Origin of the sequence: Eubacterium limosum, from assembly GCF_000807675.2 — a bacterium.
Lineage (GTDB): Bacteria > Bacillota > Clostridia > Eubacteriales > Eubacteriaceae > Eubacterium > Eubacterium limosum.
In genome coordinates, this window is sequence record NZ_CP019962.1 from 1665129 (window position 1) to 1685320 (window position 20192).

General features: G+C 45.8%; 16 protein-coding genes and 1 other annotated feature. All 16 genes read left to right on the top strand.

What is annotated here, in order from left to right; genetic code table 11:
- Positions 1-50 precede the first annotated feature (50 nt).
- The 16 genes from B2M23_RS07695 (at position 51) to B2M23_RS07770 (ending at position 20131) form a co-directional block, all read left to right on the top strand.
- A complete protein-coding gene (locus B2M23_RS07695) occupies positions 51-596 on the top strand; it encodes a hypothetical protein (RefSeq protein WP_038352997.1) in 546 nt (181 codons plus the stop codon).
- A complete protein-coding gene (locus B2M23_RS07700; RefSeq protein ID WP_038352996.1) occupies positions 577-1644 on the top strand; it encodes an AI-2E family transporter in 1068 nt (355 codons plus the stop codon). The genes B2M23_RS07695 and B2M23_RS07700 overlap by 20 nt, the downstream gene beginning before the upstream one ends.
- Positions 1645-1721: 77 nt before the next feature.
- Positions 1722-1940: a binding site (T-box leader), on the top strand.
- 79 nt (positions 1941-2019) lie between these two features.
- Entirely contained in the window at positions 2020-4659 is a 2640-nt protein-coding gene (alaS, locus tag B2M23_RS07705; protein ID WP_038352995.1) for an alanine--tRNA ligase, read from the top strand.
- An 82-nt stretch (positions 4660-4741) separates the two neighbouring features.
- Positions 4742-5014: an IreB family regulatory phosphoprotein gene (locus B2M23_RS07710; RefSeq protein ID WP_013382004.1), complete on the top strand. Its 273-nt coding sequence runs from the start codon at positions 4742-4744 to the stop codon at positions 5012-5014.
- A gap of 124 nt (positions 5015-5138) precedes the next feature.
- Positions 5139-6083 (top strand): aldo/keto reductase, encoded by a 945-nt coding sequence (locus B2M23_RS07715; protein ID WP_038353164.1) that lies wholly within the window; start codon positions 5139-5141, stop codon positions 6081-6083.
- 47 nt (positions 6084-6130) lie between these two features.
- The gene (ruvX, locus tag B2M23_RS07720; RefSeq protein WP_038352994.1) at positions 6131-6559 is read left to right on the top strand and encodes a Holliday junction resolvase RuvX; all 429 of its coding nucleotides are present in this window, start codon (positions 6131-6133) and stop codon (positions 6557-6559) included.
- Positions 6560-6624: 65 nt separating this feature from the next.
- Positions 6625-6927: a DUF1292 domain-containing protein gene (locus B2M23_RS07725; protein WP_038352993.1), complete on the top strand. Its 303-nt coding sequence runs from the start codon at positions 6625-6627 to the stop codon at positions 6925-6927.
- A gap of 2 nt (positions 6928-6929) precedes the next feature.
- Complete coding sequence (gene sfsA / locus B2M23_RS07730) at positions 6930-7637, top strand: DNA/RNA nuclease SfsA (RefSeq protein ID WP_038352992.1); 708 nt, start codon at positions 6930-6932, stop codon at positions 7635-7637.
- A 20-nt stretch (positions 7638-7657) separates the two neighbouring features.
- Positions 7658-9403, top strand: a complete 1746-nt coding sequence (locus tag B2M23_RS07735; RefSeq protein WP_227206028.1) for a ribonuclease J — start codon at positions 7658-7660, stop codon at positions 9401-9403.
- A 176-nt stretch (positions 9404-9579) separates the two neighbouring features.
- Entirely contained in the window at positions 9580-9945 is a 366-nt protein-coding gene (locus B2M23_RS07740; RefSeq protein ID WP_038352991.1) for a YlbF/YmcA family competence regulator, read from the top strand.
- Between the two features lie 78 nt (positions 9946-10023).
- Positions 10024-11505 carry an endolytic transglycosylase MltG gene (mltG, locus tag B2M23_RS07745; protein ID WP_052237335.1) on the top strand — a complete coding sequence of 494 codons (1482 nt, stop codon included), beginning with the start codon at positions 10024-10026 and terminating at the stop codon, positions 11503-11505.
- Between the two features lie 15 nt (positions 11506-11520).
- Positions 11521-12171: an O-methyltransferase gene (locus B2M23_RS07750; protein ID WP_038352990.1), complete on the top strand. Its 651-nt coding sequence runs from the start codon at positions 11521-11523 to the stop codon at positions 12169-12171.
- A gap of 91 nt (positions 12172-12262) precedes the next feature.
- Positions 12263-13498: a peptidase U32 family protein gene (locus B2M23_RS07755; protein ID WP_038352989.1), complete on the top strand. Its 1236-nt coding sequence runs from the start codon at positions 12263-12265 to the stop codon at positions 13496-13498.
- Positions 13499-13898: 400 nt separating this feature from the next.
- On the top strand, positions 13899-14951 hold the full coding sequence (locus tag B2M23_RS07760; RefSeq protein WP_038352988.1) for a site-specific integrase: 1053 nt from the start codon (positions 13899-13901) through the stop codon (positions 14949-14951).
- Positions 14952-15043: 92 nt separating this feature from the next.
- On the top strand, positions 15044-15640 hold the full coding sequence (locus B2M23_RS07765; RefSeq protein WP_052237334.1) for an HD-GYP domain-containing protein: 597 nt from the start codon (positions 15044-15046) through the stop codon (positions 15638-15640).
- 288 nt (positions 15641-15928) lie between these two features.
- Positions 15929-20131, top strand: coding sequence for a YDG domain-containing protein (locus tag B2M23_RS07770; protein ID WP_081571140.1), 4203 nt, complete (start codon positions 15929-15931; stop codon positions 20129-20131).
- Positions 20132-20192: the final 61 nt, after the last annotated feature.

A 20192-nucleotide genomic window follows, 5' to 3' on the forward strand; every position in this document is an offset into this window, starting at 1 on the left:
TAATAAAGCCATCGACAGAAATAATAAAACTTATGTAGAAAGGTGAAAAGATGAAAGCCAGTAATCTATTAAACACCCAGGTGTTTTTTGAAAATGACACACGGCTTCGGGGACTTGTGCGCGACATAAGAGTCTGTGACCACAAAATTGACTGCCTGGTCCTCTCAGAGGGCGGCCTGTTCAGCAAGGCCCAGATTATTTTTCCTTCGGATATCATCGAGGTGGATTATGACCACGTAACGCTTGGTGGAGACAAGGCCATAACCAAGCTCTCCGCAAAGGAAATGAAAGCGCGGCTCGAGGACAGCTACTCCCTTGTGAACACGCCGGTAAAGGATGTGGACGGCAAGCGTTTCGCCAAGGTCGCAGACGCGACGGTCTCAAAGGATTTTAAGGTTCAGGAATACGATTTGTCCCGCAGCTTTTTTGACGATCTGGACTACGGCTACAGCCTTGTGGATGCTGAGCATATGGAATACCGCGATAAAAGTTTGAATTATGACAAGGATATGCTGGAAATGGACCGGACACACCGTGAGGGCGGCATTCTGGAAAAGGTTTTGGGGGAGGAACATCATGAAAATATCACCCGATAAAAAACGAATTTTAATTGTCAATACCGTTGTAGTCCTGATCTGTATCCTTTTTGCGATATTTTTATGGCCCACCTTTTCGGGGATGTTCATGCCATTCTTTATGGCCATTATTTTGGCTTATCTCTTAAACCCTTTGGTTAAGATTTTTGAACGCCGGGGCTTTGGACGGGGACTTTCTGTCCTTTTTGTCTGTGTCATCGTCCTCTTGATTTTGTTCGGCGTTTTTATGAGCTTTGTCCCCAGCCTGATCAGCAACATTGCTCAGATGGTGACAAACATTCCGTCAATGCTCCAGGATTTGCAGAATTACGGCGGGCAGATTTCCGAATTTATTCAGAAATACAATGATTCGGATATGTCGAAGTATTTTAACCTTGAGCAGAGCCTGTCCCAGGTGGCCGGAATGTTCGGCAGTATGCTGCAGGGGCTGTCGAACGCCATTATCGCCAACAGCGGGCAGCTGATGAACATTATTATCGTGCCGCTGGTCACCATTTTCCTTTTACTGGACAAAGAGCTGTTTACCCAGTCCCTTATGTATCTGGTGCCCATTGATGCCAGAAATCAGGTTAAAAAAATGTTTTACGACATCGACATGGTTATCGGCGGTTTTATCCGCGGGCAGGGGCTCATGTCCATTATCGCCGGGATTCTGACCGGTGTGGGCGCTTACTTTATGGGGCTGCCCTACGCGCCGGTTATCGGTGTGATTGCGGGCGTAACGACCATGATCCCTTATTTTGGTCCGGCAGTGGGTATGGTCGTCATCTGCGTCATGGCGCTGCTGTCAAGCCCAATACAGATGGTTTATATTCTGATCTGGATGGCTATTGTTCAGGTGGTGTGCGGCAATCTGCTGGCGCCGGCGCTCATGTCTGGCAACGTTGGCCTGCACCCAGTTATCATTATTTTTTCAATCTTTTTCTTCGGCGCCATGTTCGGAGGCCTGGGGATGATTCTGGCAGTGCCAATCATGGGGACGGTCAAGGTCGTTATGAAGTACTTGATTGCGGGATTTGCGTCCTCTAAGGGCGAAATGCTCAGGTAAAAGGATATTAAAGTCCAATTCAGAATAAGACTTGACAAAAGCGAAAACATTACATATAATTTGAATGTTAAGTAAATATGAATGCAATGAGAATGACAACCTTATGACAGACCATTCAGAGAGGGAACGGCTGGTGCGAGTTTCCATGGAAGTGATAAGGCCGCCCCATTTGAGCAGCGGTTCTGAAATCAGAAGAGTGTAAGAACCGACGGCTGACAGACCGTTATTTGTTTGAGTGAGCAAAGCACCGCTTTGCTAATTTGGGTGGTACCGCGGAAATCAACTTCGTCCCTGTTTACAGGGGCGGAGTTTTATTTTTTTACTCAAAGCATCAATCATAAACTAAAACAAATTCATAAAAGGGAGAACGAAGACATGCAACCTTTAGGTTTAAACGAAATTCGTGAAAAGTTTTTAGCGTTCTTTGAGAGCAAAGGACATTTAAGATTAAAGAGCTTTCCACTGGTGCCGATCAATGACAAGAGTCTGCTTTTGATCAACTCCGGGATGGCTCCGATGAAGCCTTACTTTACAGGTGATGAAATTCCGCCGAGAAAACGGGTAACCACCTGCCAGAAGTGTATCCGTACCCCCGACATCGAAAATGTCGGCAAGACTGCCCGTCACGGTACCTTCTTTGAAATGCTCGGCAACTTTTCCTTTGGGGATTACTTCAAGAAAGAAGCCATTCCATGGGCGTGGGAATTCTGTACTGAGGTCATGGAAATGGATCCGGAAAAAATTTATGTATCCATCTATTTAGATGATGATGAAGCCCATGACATCTGGCATGACGAAATTGGCGTGCCGGAAGAGCGGATTGTCCGCCTCGGAAAAGAAGACAATTTCTGGGAACATGGACTGGGACCATGCGGCCCCTGCTCCGAGCTTTACTATGACCGTGGGGAAGAATACGGCTGCGGCAGTCCAGACTGCGCGCCAGGCTGTGAGTGCGACCGCTATGTTGAGTTCTGGAACCTGGTATTCACCCAGTTTGACAAGGATGAGGAAGGCAACTACAATCCGCTGGCTAACCCGAATATCGACACCGGCATGGGGCTGGAACGTCTGGCTACCATCATGCAGGGCGTTGACAATATCTTCGAGATTGATACCATCGGCCATATCCTGAATTATATCTGTAAAAAAGCTGGCGTTAAATACGGCGAAAATACCCAGGATGATGTTTCCATCCGCGTTATTACCGACCATGTCCGCAGTGTTACCTTTATGATCGCCGACGGCGTTATGCCAGGCAACGAAGGCCGCGGCTATGTCCTGAGACGTCTTTTAAGACGTGCAGCCCGCCATGGCAAGCTGCTTGGCATGCAGGAGCTTTTCCTTTACGATGTGGCCAAGGAAGTGGTCCGTGTCTCATCTGGTGCTTATCCAGAGCTGGCAGAAAAACAGGATTATATTCAGAAGCTGATCCGGATTGAGGAAGAACGCTTTAAAGAAACCATTGATCAGGGCCTGAGCCTGCTCGAAAAAGAGCTGGACAGCCTGATCGCACAGGAAGAAAAGGTGTTCCCAGGACAGGGCGCCTTTAAATTGTACGATACATACGGCTTCCCCTATGACCTGACAAAGGAAATTGTTGAGGAGCGTGGCCTGACCCTGATCGCCAGTGAATTTGAAGAAGCCATGCAGGAACAGCGCGAACGTGCCCGCAAGGCCCGTGCAGAGAGCGACCTGGCCGTCTGGGCAGACGATCCCTTTAACCCGCTGGGACCAGATGCATTGGTTGAATTCGTGGGTTATGAAAATCTGGAAGCAACCGGGAAAATCATCGGCCTGATCTCCGGCGAAGAGCTGGTGAGCGAAGTACATGCCGGCGAGGATGTCCTGGTGCTGCTCGATAAAACCTCCTTTTACGCTGAGAGCGGCGGACAGGTTGGCGATAAAGGCCAGATCGTCTCTGGTGACCGAGTGATCGAAGTGACCGACTGTAAAAAAGGCAGCCTTGGCCGCCATATCCACTATGGTAAGGTGGTTTCCGGAACCTTTAAAATGGACGAAGAAGTTACGACAAAGGTCAACCGCGAGCTGCGAGCTGCTACCCAGAGAAACCACACATCGACCCATCTGCTCCAGAAAGCATTGAAGCAGGTATTGGGCGACCATGTTGAACAGGCAGGCTCCTTTGTATCGCCAGACCGTCTCCGTTTTGACTTTAACCACTTCCAGCCAATGACCCATGAAGAAAAACGCCAGGTAGAGGAAATCGTCAATAAGGCGATTCTGGAAGCCATGGATGTCGCCATCTTTGAAACCAGTATCGACGACGCCCGTTCCATGGGCGCAATGGCCCTTTTTGGTGAAAAATACGGTGAGGTAGTCCGTGTTGTTAAGGTTGGAGATTTCAGCATCGAGCTTTGCGGCGGCTGCCATATTTCCAATTCCGCCCAGGTCGGGATGTTTAAAATCTTGAGCGAAACCGGTGTCGCAGCCGGTATCCGCCGTATCGAAGCGGCTACAGGCATGAATGCCGTTTACCATGTTGAGCAGATGGACGACACCCTGCTCGAAACCGCAGAAGCCTTAAAGACCAACCCAGACCACCTTCTGGAAAAAGTCACCGAGCTGGCAGAACAGAGCAAGCATAAAGAAAAAGTCATCAATGAGCTTAAACATAAATTTGCAGGCAATATGGTTATGGATATCCATCAGAAGGTTACCGTCATCGACGGCGTACAGACTACCATCGCAGAGGTTGAGGGTGTGGATATGGAAGAGCTCCGCAATATCAGCGATATGCTCAAGGACCGTATGGGCTCCGGCATTGTGCTGCTCGGCACCAAAGGCAAGGAAAAGGTCAACTTTATTGCGACAGCCACCAAGGACATTCTGGACAAGGGTTTCCACGCTGGCAAGCTTATTAAGGAAGTAGCGCAAATTGCAGGCGGCGGCGGCGGCGGACGCCCGGATATGGCGCAGGCCGGTGGCAAAAAGCCCGAAAAACTGGGTGAAGCCTTAGAAAAAGCTAAAGAAATCATCAAGAATCAGCTTGACTAAGGGTTTTCAAGAAAAAAAGCTTGTCTTTTGAAGGTTATTGCGTTAAAATAGGCGTAGACCAGTAAAGAGGAGGAATGGCAAAATGGATAGCAATACAGTATTTGATCGAGGGACCATCTTGTTTGACGTTAACAACGATAAAGCCAAAACAATTGATGAAGTCATGCAGGAAGTCAACAAGGCATTGATCGAAAAAGGATATAATCCCGTTAATCAAATCGTTGGTTATGTTATGTCAGGCGATCCGACTTATATCACAAGCCATAATGATGCCCGTAACTTAATCCAGAAAATCGAACGCGATGAACTTCTTGAAGAGCTGGTAAAACGCTATTTGAGCAGTATTCAAGAATAACGAGCTTATAGATGAACACAGGTCTTAGGCGAATTTTAACAGTTTGCCTAAGACTTTTTATTTCTATTGTAAAGGGGAGCCGTGGGTCTTTTTTCCAATAGAAATAAACAGGAAACGACGAATGATGGAATACCGTAAACTGGGACAGACTGGGATCGAGGTTTCAAGGCTCTGCTTTGGAAGCCTGACCATTGGCCCGCTGCAGAAAAACAAAACACTGGAAGAAAGCCGCCCGATCATTGAAGCGGCTCTGGACGCCGGAATCAATTTTTTTGATACGGCTGACTTGTACAATTGCTACCCTTATCTCAAGCAGGCACTGGAAATCAAAAAAGATCTGGTTATCTGTACCAAATCTTACGATTATTCGGCCGAGGGCGTGGCTAAAAGCCTGGACAGAGCGTTACGCGAGCTTGGACGGGACTACATCGATATTTATATGCTGCATGAGCAGGAGAGCCGCCTGACCTTTGAAGGCCACTGGGAAGCCATCGAGTATCTTTTGAAAATGAAAGAGAAGGGCGTGATCCGTGCCTTTGGCATTTCAACCCACAGGGTTGAGGGCGTACGAGACGCTGCGGACTTTAACGAGATCGAGGTGGTATTTCCCCTCATTAACCTTACAGGTATTGGCATTGAGGATGGAAGCCGTGAGGACATGGAAGCCGCGATCATGAAAGCCAAACAGGCCGGAAAGGGCGTTTTTGGCATGAAGCCCTTGGGCGGCGGCAATCTGCTGGCCAGCAAAAAAGCCTGTTTCGACTATATCCTGGGTTTGGAAACGCTGGACGCCATCGCCTTTGGCATGCAGTCCGTTGACGAGGTCCGCTACAACGCAGCCAGGATAAACGGAGAGCCAATAGAGGCGGAGCTGGAAAAACGTGTGGCAGGCGCAAAAAAAAGCCTGCATATCAGCGACTGGTGCGAGGGCTGCGGCGAATGCGCTGCCCATTGCAGCCAGAAAGCACTCACGATTATTGATGGAAAAGCACAGGTGGAACATTCAAAGTGTCTGACCTGCTGTTATTGTGCGGCCTATTGTCCGCTTTTTTGCATAAAAGTCATTTAGTATTGAAGCGGATGACTTTGGGTATAAAACTGGAAAGAGAAAAATTTATGGCAACAAAACGCTTACTCGGCCTAGACGTCGGGGATAAATATATTGGTATCGCAGTCAGCGACCCATTGGGCATAACCGCCCAGGGCTACAGAACATGGAAACGCGGAACACGTGACGACGATCTGGCCTTTTTTAAAGATGTTGTGGAGCAGTTTAACGTGACCACCCTGGTATCCGGACTGCCCAAGGACATGGAAGGAAATGAAACCGCCCAGGCCCGTAAGACACGCAACTTCTGTCAGTTTTTAAAAAAAAGACTGAATCTGGTGGTTGTCTATATTGACGAAAGGCTGACCTCAAAAGCCTCCGAACGGGTTTTAATTGAAGGCGGAGTACGGCGTGAAAAACGCAAGGAATATATCGATACTCTGGCAGCCCAGATGATCCTGCAGGTTTATCTGGACAGCAGTGAGAACACAAATTAAGGATATTAAAGCTGAATTAAGCATAATAATATAAACTAAATTTAAAGAAAACGAGGTATTTAAACATGGAAGACAACAAAATTACATTATTAGATGAAGATGGCGTAGAACGCGTATTTGAGCTGGTGATCAGCTTCGACATTGAAGACAAAACCTATGTCCTCTTAGCAGAAAGTGAAGAAAGCGAAGATGTATTCCCATTTGTTATCCGTGAGGACGAAAATGGCGAAGAAACACTGTATCCGGTTGAAAGCGAAGAAGAATTCGCGCTGATCGAACAGACCTACGAACAGCTCATGGAAGAAGAAGACGATGATGATGAAGAATGCGGTTGTGGCTGCGGCTGCGGCGGAGACCATCAGGAATAATAATGGAGTTGAGCAGCTTCCCCATCGTTGAGGGGGAATTCATCTCCAGACCCAACCGATTTATTGCCCGGGTTATGATCGATACAGACAGCGCCCCACGTGAAATTACGGCGCACGTAGCAAATACCGGCCGGATGCGGGAGCTTCTCGTACCCGGCGCCCGGGTTCAAATGGCCTTTAATCCGTCGCCAAAGAGAAAGACGGATTTTACTTTACTGACAGTATGGTATAAAAGTACATGGGTTTGCATACACTCGACCATGGCCAACGCACTCGCCTTTGAGTTTATGGAAAAAGCCCCGGATATCTGTCAGCTTAAAAGGGAAGTGACCTACGGCAACAGCCGCTTTGACCTGGCTTTTGAACGGAATGGCCACCCCTGTCTGTACGAAGTGAAAAGCGCTAACCTGGTGGTTGGTGCTGCGGCGATGTTTCCAGACGCCCCGACCGAACGGGGCTGTAAACACCTGGAAGAACTAATGCATGCGCGTACAGAAGGTTATGAGGCCGGTGTGCTCTTCGTTGTACAAAGAGAGGACGCTGAGTTTTTTACGCCCAATATTGCCACCGATCCGCTGTTTTCAGGACTCCTTAAAAAGGGGTTTGAAGTGGGTCTGGTTGTTCGCGCTCTAAGGTGTGTCATCAGAGGAAACACAATTAAAATTGATTCAGAAATACCGGTTCGTTTTGATACGGCCGGACGGATATAAAATAATGAAAGGAGATTATTTTGAACGAAACACAACAGAATAAAAACGAAAATAGAAATCAGAATCGTCAAAACCACCGGCCCAAAAGAAGGAACCACCCGCCAAAGCATAAAGATAAGCTTAAAGTGATTCCCATTGGGGGCCTTGGTGAAATCGGAAAAAACATGACGGTCTTTGAATACAAGGACGAGATGATCATTGTTGACTGCGGCTTGAAATTTCCAGACGATGAAATGTACGGTATTGACATTGTCCTGCCAGATTTCAGCTATATTGTCGAAAATGCCGATAAGCTGAAGGGGCTTTTTATCACCCACGGACATGAGGACCATATTGGAGGCATTGTCTATCTGGTTAAAAAGCTGGGCATTACTGTCCCTATTTACGCCACCAAGTTTACCATGGGGCTCATCGATAAAAAGCTCGTTGAACACCGACTGGTTACCAGTGTGGACCGTCAGATTGTAAAGGCAGGCGACCGGGTGCAGAAGGGCAGCTTTGAAGTCGAATTTATCCGGGTTAACCACAGTATTGCCGATTCCGTTGCCCTTTATATTAAGACACCGGCAGCGACCGTTTTTCATACAGGAGACTTTAAGATCGACTACCATCCCATCGATGGCGAAATCATGGATTTACAGCGTATTGCCAAGCTGGGGAGCCAGGGCATTGACCTGCTTATGGCCGACAGCACCAACGTTGAGGAAGCAGGCTTTACACCTTCTGAAAGCTCCGTTGGCGCGACTTTCTACAACCTGTTCAGAGGCTGTAAAAACCGAATCATTATCACTACCTTCGCATCAAATGTGCACCGGGTTCAGCAGATCATCGACGCGGCAGCCAGCTATAAGCGCAAGGTCATCATTAATGGCCGGAGCATGGAAAACATGGTGGAGGTCGCCTCCGATCTGGGGTATCTGAAAATCCCTAAAAATATCCTTATAGACATCAAGGATATGAAGAGCTATAAAGACAGCGAGCTGGTAATCATCACGACCGGCAGTCAGGGCGAGCCCATGGCAGCCCTTGGCCGTATGGCCCACGGTGAGCACCGTTTCCTGAACATTAAAAAAGAAGACACGGTTATTATCTCAGCTTCTCCCGTCCCGGGGAATGAAAAGATGGTTTCAGAAGTGATCAATAAGCTGGTGGATCTTGGCTCAGAGGTTGTTTACAAAAAATTTGCAGACATCCATGTTTCCGGCCATGCCCGCCAGGAAGAGCTGAAGCTGGTTCAGACACTGGTTAAGCCAAAATTCTTCTTACCGGTTCACGGTGAGGCCCGAATGCTCGTGCACCACGCCGCCCTTGCGGAAAGTGTGGGAACCGACAAGCGCAATATCCTCATTGCGGAGAATGGATCAGTCTTGGAAGTAGACCATCGAAGCTGTAAGATTACCGGCAAGGTACAGGCAGAGCCAGTACTGGTCGACGGCCTGGGTGTCGGCGACATTGGAAATATTGTATTAAATGACCGTAAACGCCTGTCTGAGGACGGCCTGTTTATTGTGGTGGTGACGATGCATAAAGGTAAAGCCATCTCAGGACCAGACATTATCTCCAGAGGCTTTGTCTATGTACGCGAATCCGAAGAGCTTATCAACACAGCCCGCGATGAAGTTAAAAAAGCCCTCCTGGCCTGTGAAGAAAAAGGCGTAGTGGACTGGAGTTCCATTAAAAATGAAATCCGCGAGTCCCTCTTCCGTTACCTGTACAGCCAGACAAACAGGAAGCCGATGATCCTGCCGATTTTAATGGAAGTATAACTTTACCATTTTTAAAATGAATATGATTTAGAAATCTTAAGCTTCAGAATATGGGAAAATTTTCCCATTATCTGGAGCTTTTTCTAAAATAATGGCTATAATTGTAAAAATTTAGTAACAATTTGATCTAAGATGTGTTATAATGTTGATTAAACGAAAAGAAAGGAACTTAGGGAATGAACGTATATGATGAAGCCAACAATTTGGCCCAGGCTCTTAAAGAATCAAACGAATACCAGAACTTTAAAGCAGCAGAGCTGAAGCTAAAGGCTGACGAAGAACATTACGCAATGGCTCAGGATTACGCGAAAAAGCAAATGGGTCTTCAGACAAAACAAATGATGGGCCAGGAGCTGACAGAGGAAGAGGTAGAAGCCTATAACTCTTTAACAGCGTCCGTGCTGGGCATTCCGATTATTGCCGAATACTTCCAGGCGCAGATGTATTTTGGCATTGTCTTCCAGGATATCATGGATATCATCAGCAAAGCCGTTGATTTAGACATGGGCGGCATGTTTGGCAGCGAGGAAGACGCAGAGTAATTAAATAAATTCAGGGGTACTTTCCAAAAAAACAAGGTACCCTTTTTTTGAGTAAATCCCCGTAATTGAGGTGAGTAAATGAAGATTAGATTAACCCAGGGTGAAGCGAAAAAAGAGGCTTCGGAGCCCAAAACGCAGAACCGTCAGGCACAAAAGCGGACGGCTCAGTCAACCGAGGTGGAGATGCGTAAAAAGCGTGCGAACGCCAAGCGTCCCGCGGACGGAGGCACCCAGACCACACCAAAGAAAAAAACGCAGCAGCGGAAACCAGCAGAGGGAGCCGTAAAACGCCGACCTACGGAAGGCAGTAAAGTACAGGAACGCAGAGAAACCTCTCGTTCGGCGGGCGCAGGTACCCCGAAGCAGAGACCAGCAGGCCAGAAAAAAGGCCAGACAGCCCAGAGAGCAGACAGCCCGGGCACTGCTAAAAAGAAGAGACCGGTACAGAAACAGCCTGCCGAAACACGCCGGAGAAGAGAAGCAGAAGCAATGGACGCACCTGTAAAAAGAAAAAAAGGCGGACTTAAATACAAGCTGCCCATCGTCATTGCAGCCGTTGTGCTGATTGTCGTTATTGGCATCTTTGCAGGCAGAGGCTTCTACAACGCCATGCTGGAACCCACAGGGACAAGCACAGAAACCATGATCGTCGAAATTCCAGACGGCTCGACCATCAAAGACGTTGGAGAGATCCTTTACGATCAGGGCTTAATTAAGAACACCATGATATTCCAGAGCTATGCAGGACGCCACAGCCGCGGAACAAGCGGTATGCAGGCCGGCAACTATGAAATGAACCACGCTATGTCCGTCCCGGACATTGTGAACAAAATGCTGAACGGCGATGTCTACAGCGGCGCGATTCCGGTACTCCTGTCCGAGGGCAAAAACATCAATGAAATGGCCCAGATACTGGAAAAGCATAATATCTGTACCTCTGCGGCCTTTATCAGCGAAACTAAGAAGCTGGGCGAATACAAAGCCCTGTACCCGATTTTGAGCAGCATTCCGGACGATAAGAACCGGACCCTTGAAGGTTACCTGTTCCCGGATACCTACGAGATTGAGCCTGGCAGCACCGCGTCCGACGTTGTGAAAAAAATGCTGGACCGTTTTACCGAGGTTTATAACCAGAATTTTATGCAGCAGACCACAGAAAAAGGCAAAACCGTGGATGAAATTGTCATTATGGCCTCCATTGTTGAGCTTGAAACCAAGCTGCCCGAGGACAAAGCCAACGCCGCCAGTGTTTTCTACAACCGTATCGCCCAGAATATGCCTTTGCAGTCCGACATTACCGTTGACTACGCACTGGGTAAAAAACATGCAGTACTGACCGAGGAACAGACCAAAATCGATTCTCCCTACAACACCTATCAGAATTTAGGATTACCCGTCGGTCCGATCTGCTCACCAGGAAAAAGCTCCATTGACGCAGCCATCAACCCGGCCCAGACCAAGTATCTGTTCTTTGTAGCCGATATGGATTCCGGCAAGCTCTATTTCAATGAAACACTGGAAGGGCATAACGCCGATGTTCAGAAGTATATGGGAGACTAGAAAGCGTAACAAACCGTGAGTGATATTGTACCAGATTATATCGAAGATTATATCCGCAGCCTGCTCCCCGGCGAAACATCTGCCCTTGAGCGGCTGCGGCTCATTGCAGAAACAAACCATGTGCCCATTATCTTTCCCGAGGTTCGCAACTACCTGGAAATTTTGATCGAAACGCATCAGATCAAAAGCATTCTGGAAATTGGGACAGCGGTCGGCTACTCCGCCGGGGTTTTTGCCCATGCCATGGGGGAAAAAGGCAGAGTGACCACCGTAGAGCGGGATGAGCGCATGATTGCCCAGGCCAGAGAAAACATTGCCAAAATGGGCTATGAAGACCGGATTCATTTAATCCAGGGCGACGCCCAGGAAACAGCGGCCAGCCTCACCGGAACCTTTGACATGATCTTTCTGGACGGGGGCAAAGGGCATTATATCCATCTGCTTGAGGATTGTATGCGGCTTTTAAAGCCCGGCGGCCTCATTGTTTCCGACAACGTGCTCTATAAGGGGATGATCGCGACCAATGCGTTGGTGATCCGCAGAAAGATCACCATTGTCAAGCGCATGCGAAAATACCTGGATGCTATCAGCCATGATCCCAGGCTCATGACCACCGTGCTGCCTCTGGGAGACGGACTGGCAGTGAGCTATAAAAAAATTGATTAACTAAAGCGGCCTACGGGCCGTTTTTTATTTTTGCATTTCATGGGAATTTGCTATATACTATAGAGATGAAAATTACGAAGGAGAACATAAATTGAGAAAAAAACCTGAATTGCTCGCCCCGGCGGGGAATTTTGAAAAATTGAGATATGCCCTGCACTACGGCGCCGACGCAGTCTACTGCGCAGGAAAACGCTTTGGCCTGCGGGCAGGGGCTGGTAACTTTGAGATGGAAGAGCTTGCAGAAGCTGTCCGTTACGTCCACGAAAGGGGCAAGCGCATCTACGTTACCCTGAACATGATCCCCCACAATAACGACCTTGTGGGGCTTCCAGAATATGTTCATGCCCTGAAAGCCATGGGCGTAGATGCCGTACTGGTGGCAGACCCCGGCGTTTTTGCCATTGTGCGTGAGACCGAGCCAGCGCTTAAGGTTTCCATCAGCACCCAGGCCAACAATACCAACTGGAAAACCGCAGAGTTCTGGTATCATCAGGGAGCCCGGCGCATTGTGCTGGCCCGGGAGCTCGGCCTTGAGGAAATGCAGACAATCGTGGAAAAAACACCAGCCGATATGGAAATCGAAACCTTTGTACATGGTGCCATGTGTATTTCCTACTCTGGGCGGTGTCTGCTGAGTCACTACATGACCGGCCGTAACTCCAACCAGGGCGACTGCGCCCACCCCTGCCGCTGGAAATACCACCTCATCGAGGAGACAAGACCAGACGAGAACTTTAGCATAGAGGAGGACGAAACCGGCTCCTTTATCTTTAATTCCAAGGATCTCTGCCTTATCGACCATATCCCAGAACTCATAAATGCAGGCATTGACAGCCTGAAAATCGAGGGCCGCATGAAGAGCATCTATTACGTGGCTACCGTCGTCCAGGCCTATCGCCAGGCCATTGATTATTACTACGACCACCCTGAAGAAAAAAGTGTCGATCCCAAATACTTCCAGGAGCTTCGCAAGGTTAGCCACCGGAACTATACTACTGGCTTTTTTGAGCACAAGACCACAGCCAACGACCAGAACTATGGTACCGGCAGCTATACCCGCTTGTACGATTTTGCGGGCGTGGTCCAGTCCTACGATCCTGAAACATGTATCGCCATTATCCAGCAGCGCAATAAGATAAACGCTGGAGAAACCATCGAGGTGATGGTGGCAGGTTCCCAGGAAGGTTTTTACACCCAGCAGGTGGGCGAGATGCAGGACGAAAAGGGAAACCCCATCGAATCGACCCCGCACCCAAAAATGATCTACAGCATGAAAATGGATGTGCCTGTGAAGGCCATGGATATTATCCGGAAAAAAGAACTTTAAACCCAGAGACAGATGCCGCATACATGTATCGATAAGTATGCGGCATTTTATGTTTTTTAGAAAGACTTTAAAACTAAATGTTTAACGATGACATGATAAAATGAGCGTAAAAACAAACTGAAGCAGCACTGTAATTTAGATGCTTTCATCTATTTTGCAGTGTTCTTTTTTTGGCATGAGTGTTTTTATAACATTAAATTCAAATTCTACAAACAAGTAAAAAACAGTTTTGAGAAGTAAAAACTATAAAACAAAATAAAAAGTCGCAAAATACACTATTTTGCGTCATTCGGAAACAAATTAATAAATCTATAACTATTATAACGTTAAGTCAAAGGAATTACCAGTCTTTTTTTTTATAAAGTTCAAAAAATTTTAACGGCTAAAAGAAGGAGCAAAAATGATGATCAAAAAAATTATTAACTTATTTATGAAAAAACTTTTTAAAAAGCAAGTCTCTATGGAAGTATTGTTTGAGAAATGGTTGAATATGAAAACCAGCGAAGGAAGGGTTAAAGCAGTTACACTGCAAAATTATAAAAGACAAATTAGTCTGCATATTAGTCCGGTTTTAGGTCATTGTAATGTATCTATCGTTGATAAGGAACTGATCCAAAACTTTGTAGATAGTCTTATAAAAGAAAAAAAATTAAAAGCAACGACTGTCCGAAATATTTTTGGCCGTTTATCAGAGATAATGAACTATGCAGTTAGAGAAGATATGATCAATACAAATCCTTGTTCCGCGGTTCGTCTACCTCAAGGTAAAAACAAGGCAGGAAAAGCATTAAGTTTAGAGGAACAGATGAGTATTGAAGAGTTATTGAAATCCCAGAGTACACCACATAAAATTGCGGTTCAGCTTGCTCTTCATTCAGGATTAAGAATATCTGAAATTACTGCATTGCGTTGGAAAGATATTGATTTTGAAAAAGGTTTTATTTATGTACAACACAGTTTTAAAAGAATATCAATAGATGGAAAAGGGCAGAAAACTTTTTTACATTTAGGAACTCCAAAGTCTAAGAACTCGGTTAGAAGTGTTCCTATGACTGCGCAAATAAAAATATGTCTTGAAAAGTACTATAAAACTCTCAATTTTCTTCAGAATAAAGATGAAAGCTTTGTTGTGTGTAAAAAAAATGGTAACTTTTATGATGTTCGTGCAATACAAAGATATTTTTCTAAATTATGTCAAATAGCCGGAATTGCTCAGTATCATTTTCATGATTTGCGACATACCTTTGCTACGAACGCTAAAGAAAGTGGTATTGATATTCAACTAATCAGTGAGATTCTGGGACATGCTCATACAACAACAACTATGAATATTTACCTTCATCCGAGTGATACTTATAAAAAAGAAGAAATAAAAAAAATGGATGGAATTTCTAAGAGAAAATACTTAAAAGCAAAAAATACTATAGAAAAAATATATTTAAAAGCAATATAATGACGCAAAATAGTGTATTTTGCGACTTTTTGAACGATTGTAGCTGTAACATTATACCCTAAAAGGCGAAAAAGAAAAGGATAAAGTGAAAAATGGACGAGATGGTTAACAAATATTTAAGAAATTGTCCAGAAGAGATCCAGCGTCACTGTCAAAGAACTGGTGTGTTGATAGATGCTTTGTTAAGTCAAATGCATCAAAGCAGTCAACAGGCTGAATTCTGTTTGAACGGATGTAGTCCATATTTTTATCATGACATTGGTAAGTGCATTGTACCGAGAGATATTTTAAAAAAGAGCACAGGTCTAAATTTCGGCGAATGGAAAATTATGAAACAGCACACAAGCTTTGGAGGGATTATCTTTGATCAGCTCGGTGAACTAGCAGAAAAACCGAAAGAGAAAGCTTTTTGCCGGGTTGGGTCTTTTGTGTGCAGATACCACCATGAACGATGGGATGGTAAAGGGTATCCGTCTGGACTGAAAGGATCTAAGATTCCATTTCTGGCAAGAGTATGCGCTGTGGCGGATAGCTGGGATGCCATGGTTAACAACCGATGCTACCGAAACAGTCTTCCAGAATCTGAAGCATTAGATGAGATCAAAAAAGGCATAGGCACACAGTTTGACCCTGAGATTGCTGCTGCTTTTCTTGAAATCAAGAAAATAGTTATTCACAGAGAAGCATAACATGCGTATCTGTTGAATATATAGTGAGAAGAAACGGCATGCGCCAAAAGCCGTTTCATGCTCCATCTCACCTTTTTACCTTTTTTGTAATCGCGGAGGGAAAAAGGCCGCTCACACCAGCGCGGCTGCCCTTCGCACAATGTCATTCACAGGAAAACCTGATGAATAGATAATGGTCTTTTGATAGCAAGTCTCATTAACTGTTTGGGAGGTGAAAGAGAATTAATCAGTAAAACGGACTGGAATCAGGCTTGATAATCATAAAGACAATTAAAAAAATATTTGACTATGAAAGGAGTAAAAATGGAAAGACAAATGAGTAAAAGAAATTATTTCTTAAAGACTTTGACGATTCTATTTTTAAGTATCTTACTCTTACTGCCAACGCTGATGTTGGAAGGAAAAGAGGCAAAAGCCGCAGCTGTTACAGAAACAAGAGCGGTTGATTTAAGTAAAGGTAATGTAGAGGACATAAGAGATGACGAGGTGATCCGGGTGTATCAAACAACCCAATCAACTTCAAATTATCTTGTAGTTAACGCCAAAAGAGCAACAGTTATTTTGGATAATTTAAATATTGTTCAGGGTGCAGGACGGAGTCCAATGACAATAGTTGCGAATTCTGATATTAAGATATTGCTCAAAGGAAGTAATAGAATGGTGCAGACAAAAAGCACAAGTTGCGGCCTTTTTATGGAGGATGGTGCTAGATGTACTATTGAAGATTATGGAAATGGTGATGGGAGTCTGGAGGTATCGAATAGTACTGTCGATTCTAAAAATGTTGTTCTTGGGGCTAGTGTGCAAAGCCACGCCACATTAACGATTAATTCAGGAACGGTTAAAGCAAAGACCGTAGGGATGGGTCCAGCAATCGGTGCCACAGCCGGAAACGATCAACCCGGAGGGTCAACTCTCGACTTAGTTATCAATGGAGGAACCGTTGAAGCAATAACAGAAAGTTGGGGTGCCGCAATTGGTACCCAGGGCGATGTGCCGGAGAATCAGGAGAATACTGTTAATGTGACCATTAATGGAGGCAAAGTCATTGGAGATAACCATTCAAAAGACACACAAGACTCTCGACCAGGGAGGGTCAGAGGCGGTGCTACAATCGGCACTGGGTATGGCGGTTACTCTAAGCAAAATGTCACATTGAACATTCCTGAAAATTCAACTGCCGAGCTTGATTTAATAAGCGCCTATGGCGGCGCCGCAATTGGAGGTTCTGGAAGCTGGAATAGTGGAAGCACTAATGCTGGGCTTAATGAGAATGACAAAACTCATGAAAATATTGTCGCAAACATTGAAGGCGGAAACACAAAGATATCTGTACAGGGGCAAGCTCCTGGAATTGGGATCGGCGCCGGGGTAGCTTTAGACCAGAAGGTAGAAGTAAATATTTCAGGCGGGAACATTGACATAATGAATGATACCGCAACTGTAAACTCCCGAGGACCTGGCATTGGTGTAGGTGTATTTTCTAAAAATACAGTATTCGACTGTAATATCTCCGGCGGAAACATAAATACGGTTTCTCGAGATAGCAAGGATTATACTGTTAATGCACCGGCAATTGGGATCGCAGCAAAGAGTAAAAGTAATACAACTGTAAAATTGGATGATTCGTCTGGCAACACCTTTAACTTAAATGTAACGGGTGGCACCATTAACGCTGAAACCAGGTCAAGCGATACAAACATTCCGGATATTGGCACCATTGCAAACAATACTTTTAATGTAAAAGTGGATGGCGGTTCCTTGAATGCTGTGAACCAGAGAATGAACGTGACAGCCAAAAACAGCCAAAACCAGAATGTTTATCCGGCAGCCGTTAAACTTGGCGGTATTACAGAAGAAAAGACAGCGGTAAAAAGTGCGAGTGTCGATGGTAAAAATTACGGCAAAGACCTGGTTGCCCAGTCTGGAAAGCTCTACTTATGGACGATTCCAGACAATAATAAGGCGATCACGGCCAATGTGAAAGATGATTCCAGAGCTTATAGCAATCCAGCGGTAAATTTGGCTTACAACAGTGGTTTTACCTTTACAGACCCAGATGTCACCTTAAAGAAAACCATCACGCCAGAAGAGTTGGGAAGCTTTAATATTAAAAATGTTGGGGACAACAGCGTCACCGTTCAAGTGGGTGGAGTAAACAGCGATGATCAGCCTGTTTTACTGCAGGCCTATGAGCACAGCACCGACACAGCCGTTGGTGAGGCTCAGACCTATGATGCCGCTAAAATCGACTACACCTTTAGCGGGTTGACCAAAGGCAGACTCTATGACATTAAGGCAAAAGTGAATGGAAACGAAACTTACAACACCGCCGAAAAAGTGGCGCTGGTGGTAAAACCTTTTGAATATGCCCCGGCCTTACCAAGCGCAAAATTGAAAGGCGCATATGAGGCAAGTGCGGCGGCTGAAGGTGAAAGCTTTACCTATGCTCTGGCAAGTGGCTCTGTATTACCAGAAGGTTTAACCTTAAACAAAAATGGCATGGTTTCGGGCACACCAACACAATCTGGTGATTTTAGCGTTAATATTATCGCGACCGCAGCTGATGAAGGCATTTCTGCCAACAACAGCCGAACAGCAGCTGTTGCCATTAAAGTAGAGCCGATAAAAATATCTTTATCCGTGGTAGATCAGGCAGGCCAGCCTTTAAGCTGTGGCTGTGAACTAACCAGTACAGCGGCAAAAGGAGGCGCGGCTGTGGGCGATACGGTTTTATTTACATTAACCCCATGCCCGCTGCACGATTTTGTCAAGCTTAACCTGAATGGCAATGATGTACAGGCCGTGTCTGGATCAAATGGAAAATTCACTTACTCTTATGTTGTAAAAGCAGGAGATAGTGAACTGAACATGAAAGCTTTTATGACTGAGAGTGAAAAAAGAATCACAAAGATCGAACGGGTTAGCGAAGAAAGGGAACTTGCCATTTATGCGAATGACGAAAAAAATGAAAGCTTAGCCCAGTTAAAGGCCTTTGTTAACAATAGTATTACGCTCAAGGCGACTTACAATGACAGCACAGAAAAAACAGGAAAAGCAACCGATTTGGGATTAGGATGGGCTACGAACAGCACCTATTCACCTAAAGGCGGCACTTATGAATATAGTGTTTCTGCGGATGACACTTATGTGAAACAAACCGTCATAGTTAACACGGTTACCGCAGAATTGGGAGCTTTAAATGATGTGGTTCGTTCTGTCAGTGAAGAAGGGTATTCCACTATTGCGTCATTGGGGCTGCCGGAAACCATCGCTTGTACTTATCAGGCAGGTGTACCTGTAAACAGTGAGGATCGTGAGGTCGCTATCAGCTGGAAAACAGAGATACCAGAAAACTTTGGTAAGACAGCGACCGAAGCACCGGTTGTGTTTGAAGGTAGTGCTGCTGTACCAGAATGGGCAACACTTACAAGTAATGCTGTTTCTGTTAATGTCAGCATTAGTGACAGGGTAGTGCTGGTGCCGGTAATTACAATAGAGGATAAAGTATATGACGGCACAAAAACAGCCAACTTTAAAGATACCCCAGCTTTAAATTCGGAAGACCTGACTAAAGGGACTGACGTTCAGTTATCTGGTATTCCAAAGGCCGAATTTAGTTCTTCCGATGCTGGCAAAAATATTCCGGTTAAGGTAAGCGGGTTGAGTTTATCTGGAACGGATGCTGGCAAATATGTTTTGGATTTAAGCAACGTGACTGGAAATATCACCCCGGCTTCCATCATCCTTACTGGTATTAGTATGGAAGATAAAAAAGTAACCGAAGACGGTAATAGTCAAACCATTGAAATCAACGGTGCATTGCCGTCTGGTGTGACTGTAAGCTATAGCTACCTAAAAGACGGGGAAAGTCAGCCAACCAGTACAGCGCCAACGAAGTCTGGCACCTACACGGTAACCGCCACCTTTAAAACTGACGTTAACCATGTGGTTGAACCTAAAACCATGGGCGCTAAGCTTGTGATTGAGGAAAAGAGTGCCGGAGTGGTTGTAGAAGAAATAACCACCGGCTTAACCGAGGAAGAGGCAGCCGGCATGAATGCCACTGTTCTGAAAAACGGCGAAGCCGTGCAGGTAGGGGATACCGTAACTGCCGGAGATAAACTGACTTATCAGTTTGTGCCAGAAGCTGTCCGTGAAGCCTATGTTCCTTACGCCTTTACCATGAACGGCGAAATCGTCGCCGTCACAAAACTGGCAGAAGGCAAAGGCTATAGCGCCGAATACACGGTTAAAGAAAGCGACACTGCGCTTAAAGCAGATGCCAAATGTATTCTGTTAGGCAACTTCAGCGGTGATAAGGTCATCAACATTATCGACGCGCAGCAGATTGCTCAGGCAGCCGCAGCTGGCGGAACCATTGAAGACATGAAAAAAGCAGCCGGAGACGTCAACTTTGACGGAAAGATCAATGTTATTGACGCGCAAAAAGTCGCGCAATACGCAGCGGATACAAGCGTTGTTTTTTAGAAAAGCCTTTAAATTTTAGACACTGTTATTAAGGTTATTAAGCGCGCGGACAAAAACGCCG

What these genes read in the sequence shown, in the direction of transcription:
- B2M23_RS07695 (WP_038352997.1), top strand. Translation starts at nt 51, where the DNA reads ATGAAAGCCAGTAATCTATTAAACACCCAGGTGTTTTTTGAAAATGAC.
- B2M23_RS07700 (WP_038352996.1), top strand. Translation starts at nt 577, where the DNA reads ATGAAAATATCACCCGATAAAAAACGAATTTTAATTGTCAATACCGTT.
- alaS (WP_038352995.1), top strand. Translation starts at nt 2,020, where the DNA reads ATGCAACCTTTAGGTTTAAACGAAATTCGTGAAAAGTTTTTAGCGTTC.
- B2M23_RS07710 (WP_013382004.1), top strand. Translation starts at nt 4,742, where the DNA reads ATGGATAGCAATACAGTATTTGATCGAGGGACCATCTTGTTTGACGTT.
- B2M23_RS07715 (WP_038353164.1), top strand. Translation starts at nt 5,139, where the DNA reads ATGGAATACCGTAAACTGGGACAGACTGGGATCGAGGTTTCAAGGCTC.
- ruvX (WP_038352994.1), top strand. Translation starts at nt 6,131, where the DNA reads ATGGCAACAAAACGCTTACTCGGCCTAGACGTCGGGGATAAATATATT.
- B2M23_RS07725 (WP_038352993.1), top strand. Translation starts at nt 6,625, where the DNA reads ATGGAAGACAACAAAATTACATTATTAGATGAAGATGGCGTAGAACGC.
- sfsA (WP_038352992.1), top strand. Translation starts at nt 6,930, where the DNA reads ATGGAGTTGAGCAGCTTCCCCATCGTTGAGGGGGAATTCATCTCCAGA.
- B2M23_RS07740 (WP_038352991.1), top strand. Translation starts at nt 9,580, where the DNA reads ATGAACGTATATGATGAAGCCAACAATTTGGCCCAGGCTCTTAAAGAA.
- mltG (WP_052237335.1), top strand. Translation starts at nt 10,024, where the DNA reads ATGAAGATTAGATTAACCCAGGGTGAAGCGAAAAAAGAGGCTTCGGAG.
- B2M23_RS07760 (WP_038352988.1), top strand. Translation starts at nt 13,899, where the DNA reads ATGATGATCAAAAAAATTATTAACTTATTTATGAAAAAACTTTTTAAA.
- B2M23_RS07765 (WP_052237334.1), top strand. Translation starts at nt 15,044, where the DNA reads ATGGACGAGATGGTTAACAAATATTTAAGAAATTGTCCAGAAGAGATC.
- B2M23_RS07770 (WP_081571140.1), top strand. Translation starts at nt 15,929, where the DNA reads ATGAAAGGAGTAAAAATGGAAAGACAAATGAGTAAAAGAAATTATTTC.